General features: G+C 69.9%; 6 protein-coding genes. 4 read left to right on the plus strand and 2 right to left on the minus strand.

The features are described 5' to 3' along the window. The first annotated feature begins 455 nt into the window (after positions 1-455). On the plus strand, positions 456-902 hold the full coding sequence (locus ACFWX1_RS39075; protein ID WP_378394892.1) for a Rieske (2Fe-2S) protein: 447 nt from the start codon (positions 456-458) through the stop codon (positions 900-902). 67 nt (positions 903-969) lie between these two features. Here ACFWX1_RS39075 and ACFWX1_RS39080 read toward each other — a convergent pair whose 3' ends face one another. Together ACFWX1_RS39080 and ACFWX1_RS39085 are read right to left on the minus strand one after the other, a co-directional pair. Continuing rightward, complete coding sequence (locus ACFWX1_RS39080) at positions 970-1,425, minus strand: PTS glucose transporter subunit IIA (RefSeq protein ID WP_378394893.1); 456 nt, start codon at positions 1,423-1,425, stop codon at positions 970-972. Continuing rightward, positions 1,422-1,712, minus strand: a complete 291-nt coding sequence (locus ACFWX1_RS39085; RefSeq protein ID WP_378394907.1) for a glucose PTS transporter subunit EIIB — start codon at positions 1,710-1,712, stop codon at positions 1,422-1,424. Before ACFWX1_RS39085 ends, ACFWX1_RS39080 begins: the two co-directional genes overlap by 4 nt. Positions 1,713-1,901: 189 nt before the next feature. Between ACFWX1_RS39085 and ACFWX1_RS39090 the strand changes: the two genes are divergently transcribed. Genes ACFWX1_RS39090 through ACFWX1_RS39100 form a run of 3 tightly spaced genes read left to right on the plus strand, consistent with a single transcriptional unit; the run spans position 1,902 to position 4,225 of the window. After that, positions 1,902-2,687: a GntR family transcriptional regulator gene (locus ACFWX1_RS39090; protein WP_378394894.1), complete on the plus strand. Its 786-nt coding sequence runs from the start codon at positions 1,902-1,904 to the stop codon at positions 2,685-2,687. Further along, positions 2,684-3,919, plus strand: a complete 1,236-nt coding sequence (locus ACFWX1_RS39095; RefSeq protein WP_378394895.1) for a PTS transporter subunit EIIC — start codon at positions 2,684-2,686, stop codon at positions 3,917-3,919. Before ACFWX1_RS39090 ends, ACFWX1_RS39095 begins: the two co-directional genes overlap by 4 nt. Before the next feature lie 39 nt (positions 3,920-3,958). Beyond that, positions 3,959-4,225 (plus strand): HPr family phosphocarrier protein, encoded by a 267-nt coding sequence (locus ACFWX1_RS39100; protein ID WP_378328503.1) that lies wholly within the window; start codon positions 3,959-3,961, stop codon positions 4,223-4,225. Positions 4,226-4,347: the final 122 nt, after the last annotated feature.

The following is a 4,347-nucleotide window of genomic DNA, read 5'->3' on the forward strand; positions in this document are numbered from 1 at the left end:
GGATTTTTTGTCGTGGGGTTTGTTTTGTTTATAAGCGCCCGCGGGGGGCCGCGGGGGGCGGACGAGCCGCACACATACCCTGCCCTGAGCGCCGGTAAGGAGGCCTTCACGGCCCTGAACGCAGGTAAGGGGGCCTTCACGGCACGGAGCTGAGGGTGCGGCTGTCCCGAACGACGCGCTGCGGACGCTCAACGTCCCGAACGCGCCGTTCGAGACATGCCGGGGGCTCGCAGGTGCCGAGGGGCCCCTTCGGTGCGTTGGCCGCACCGAGGGACGCCTTCGGTGCAGCCAACGCACCCAGGGACGCCCTCGGCACACTCGGCGCCGACGACTTGACGCGCCGTGGGGGCCTCCTTGAGGGACCCAGAGTCCCTTGGGGAGGCCCCCACGGACCTACCCGGCCGAATCCCGGCACGGCGCTGAACCGGACGGGCGCGGCGACCGTGTCCAGGGGTATGACTGCCGAACCGCATTCCCGCCGCTCAGTCCTCACCGCCGGCGCGGCCGTGGCGGGCGCCGCCGTCGGCGCCGTGGCCCTGTCCGCCTGCGGCACCTCGGGGAGCGCCGCCACGCCGGGCTCGAAGAACGCCCAGCCCGCGCCGGCGCCCGGCCAGCCGCTCGTGGCGCTCGCCGACGTTCCGGTGGGCGAGGCCAAGGCCGCCAAGGGGCCCGACGGCTCGGACATCGTCGTGGCCAGGACCGCGGAGAACACCGCGGCGGCGTTCAGCGCGATCTGCACCCACCAGGGCTGCACCGTGGCGCCGCAGGGCGCCGAGCTGAAGTGCCCGTGTCACGGGTCGGTGTTCGACGCGCTCACCGGCGCCGTCAAGAACGGGCCCGCGAAACAACCGTTGCCGCCGGTCAAGGTCAGGGTCGACAACGGGCAGATCGTCACCGGGTAGCCACCCGGGAAACGCCGAATGCCCTTTGTGGACGGTCTGACTGTCCACAAAGGGCATTCGAATTCCTTCAGGCGCCCCAAGTGAAAACCCGGTCGCCCGCCGTGACCTCATTGCCCTCCGCCAGCGCGGAGAGCGCTTCGGCCTGCGCGTCGAGCGCCACCACGGGCACGATCGCGGAGTACCCGGCCTCGGCCACCGCGGTGGGGTTCCAGCCGACGATCGGCTGGCCGGCGCGCACCTGCTCACCCTTGACGACGTGCAGGGTGAAGCCCTCGCCCTTCTCCTTCACCGTGTCGATGCCGAGGTGGACCAGCACCGCGCGGCCGTCCTCGCCCGCCACCACGAACGCGTGCGGGTGCAGCGTCATGATGGTGCCGTCGATCGGCGCGACCGCGTCGGCGGGACCGTCCGCGGGCTGGACGGCGATGCCAGGGCCCACCATGGCCTGCGCGAACACCGGGTCGGGGACCTCGGTCATGGCCACCGCGCGCCCGGCGACCGGGCTCAGGACGTCCAGGCTCACAGCAGGTCCTCGATGTCGCTGGCGATGGTGTCGGCCTCCGGTCCGACGATCACCTGCAGGGCCGTCGAACCCATCTTCACCACGCCCATCGCGCCCGCGGCCTTGAGCGCGGCCTCGTCGACGAGGCCCATGTCTTCGACCTCACACCGCAGCCGGGTGATGCATCCCTCGATTTCGGTCAGATTGTCCGCACCGCCGAGGGCCGCGAGAATCTTTTCCGGCCTGTCATCCGCCATCGCGGTCTCCTTGTTCCCTGTTGGTTTTCCACCTGGGGCGAAGCTGACGATCCAGCTGTACTACGCCGTTCGTCGGCATGCACCCCACCGCTGGCCACGAACGCATAACGGTGGTTGACACCCGCTCGTGCGGCGGAGCATCCTGCCCCATCAGACATTGGTCTAGACCGGAACGTACCAATCTTCCGGCCCGGATGCGAGCACCGGCCCCAGTGGCCTTCGACGAGGAGGGTGACGAACATGAGCGCGGCCGCGCCCGTCCCGCCACCCGATCGGGTCGTCAATGGACCGACCCCGAAACACGCCCAGCTGCGGGAGATCCTGCGCCGGACGGTCGAACGGGAACTGCCACCCGGCGCGCCGATCCCGTCCGAACGGGACCTCGCCCAGCGCTACGGCGTTTCGCGGCTGACCGTGCGCTCGGCGATCGGCAAGCTGGTCGAGGAGGGGCTGCTCGCCCGCGTCCGCGGCAAGGGCACCTTCACCGCGGCCCGGCGGATGGAGCTGCAGGTCTACCTGATGTCGTTCACCGACGACATGCTCCGCCGCGGGCTGACCCCGGCCACCGAGGTGGTGGCGACCTCCACCGAGGTCCCGCCCGCCACCTCCGCGCAGGCACTCGGCCTCGCCGACGGCGTGCCCGCGCACCATCTGGTCCGGCTGCGCCGCGCCGACGGCGTCCCGCTCGCGGTGGAGCGCGGCTGGTACCACGCGGGCCGCACGCCCGGCCTGCTCGACCTCGATCTGAGCCGTTCGCTCTACGCACAGCTCGCCGACGCGTACGGCGCGCGCCCCGACCACGCGTGGCAGACGGTCTGGGCCGAATCCGCGGACCGCGAAACCGCACGGTTGCTGAACATCCGTGCCGGCAGTCCGCTTCTCGTCTTCCGCAGGGTTTCCAGCTCGAACGGGGAACCCGTGGAGGACATGACTTCCTGGTACCGGGGAGACCATTACCAGGTGACGATGCAGTTGGACCGGAACGCCCCGGATTCCGGCCATCAACCCCATGGAGGTAATCGATGAGCGCCACCACCGCGGAGGGGGCGAAGAAGAAGGGCGGAGGGGGTCTCGCCGGCCTGCAGCGCTTCGGCCGCAGCCTGATGCTCCCCATCGCCACCCTGCCCGCCGCAGGTCTGCTCAACCGCTTCGGCCAGCCCGATCTCCTCGGCGAAAAAGGGCTCGGCTGGAACAAGGTCGCGGAGGTCATCGGCGCGGCGGGCAGCAGCCTGTTCAACTGGATTCCGCTGCTGTTCGCGGTCGGCATCGCGGTCGGCTTCGCCCGCAAGGGTGACGGCTCGACCGGTGTCGCCGCCGTCGTCGGCTTCGTCGTGTTCAACAGCGTCGTGCAGGTCTTCGCCCCGGTCAAGGAGCTGGAAGGCTACAAGCTCGGCTGGGAATTCCAGCCGATCAAGTGGCCCTACAGCGTGCTGGGCGGCGTGGTCGTCGGCCTGGTGGCGGCGGTGCTGTGGCAGCGCTACCACCGCATCAAGCTGCCCTCCTGGCTGGCGTTCTTCGGCGGCCGCCGGTTCGTGCCGATCATCACCTCGCTGGTGTTGCTGGTCCTCGGCGTGATCTTCGGCCTGCTGTTCAAGTACGTCGACCAGGGCATCCACGCCGTCGGCGAGGCGGTGATCGGCTCCCCCGTCGTCGGTGGCGGCATCTACGGCCTGCTGAACCGGCTGCTCATCCCGGTCGGCCTGCACCAGCTGCTGAACGTGCCGGTGTGGTTCGTCTTCGGCGGCGGTGACCTGAACAACTTCTTCGACCACGTCCAGGGTTCCGGCTCGTTCATGACCGGGTTCTTCCCGATCTTCATGTTCGCGCTGCCCGCCGCCGCGCTGGCGATCATGCAGTCCGCCAAGCCGAGCCAGCGCAAGGTCGTCGGCAGTGTGATGATCGCGGCCGCGCTGACCGCGTTCGTCACCGGTGTCACCGAGCCGATCGAGTTCTCGTTCATGTTCGTCGCGTGGCCGCTGTATGTGTTCCACGCGGTGATGACCGGTATCTCGCTGGCGCTGGTGAACGCGCTGGGCATCAAACTCGGTTTCTCCTTCTCCGCCGGGGCGATCGACTTCGCGCTCAACTCCTCTTTGGACACAGCGCACAAGGCGTGGCTGCTGATCCCGATCGGCCTGGTCTTCGCGGTCATCTACTACGTGGTGTTCCGCTTCGTGATCACCAAGTGGAACCTGCGTACCCCGGGCCGTGAGGACGACTCGATCGAGTCCGACCTCGAGAAGACCGCCGCGAAGTAGACTCGGACCGCACAAGAAGAAAGACGAAAGAGGACGAACATGCCGGAGAAACGTGTCACCGTGGCGAGCAAGGTCGGCCTGCACGCCAGGCCCGCCGCGCTGGTCGCCAAGGCGGCCGCCGCGCAACCCGTCGCGGTGCGGATCGCCAAGGACGGCGGCGACCCGGTGGCCGCCGGCAGCGTGCTCAACCTGATGACGCTCGCCGCCGGATACGGCGACGAGGTGGTCATCAGCGCCGAAGGTGAAGGCGCTCAGGCCGCCGTCGACGCGGTCGCCGAACTGGTCGCGACCGACCTCGACGCGTAGGCCGCTCCAGGGGTAGCTGCACGAGCCGTGGGGGGGGGGGGGCGGGGGCGCCCCGCCCCCCCCCCGCCCCGCGCCCCCCCCCCCCCCGCGCACCCACCCACAGCCCTCGCAACGCGCCCCCC

This window comes from Amycolatopsis sp. NPDC059021, assembly GCF_042739895.1.
Lineage (GTDB): Bacteria > Actinomycetota > Actinomycetes > Mycobacteriales > Pseudonocardiaceae > Amycolatopsis.

Bases quoted from the DNA above. Each gene is read 5' to 3' on its own strand.
- ACFWX1_RS39095 (WP_378394895.1), top strand. From the start codon at position 2,684: ATGAGCGCCACCACCGCGGAGGGGGCGAAGAAGAAGGGCGGAGGGGGT.
- ACFWX1_RS39100 (WP_378328503.1), top strand. From the start codon at position 3,959: ATGCCGGAGAAACGTGTCACCGTGGCGAGCAAGGTCGGCCTGCACGCC.
- ACFWX1_RS39090 (WP_378394894.1), top strand. From the start codon at position 1,902: ATGAGCGCGGCCGCGCCCGTCCCGCCACCCGATCGGGTCGTCAATGGA.
- ACFWX1_RS39075 (WP_378394892.1), top strand. From the start codon at position 456: ATGACTGCCGAACCGCATTCCCGCCGCTCAGTCCTCACCGCCGGCGCG.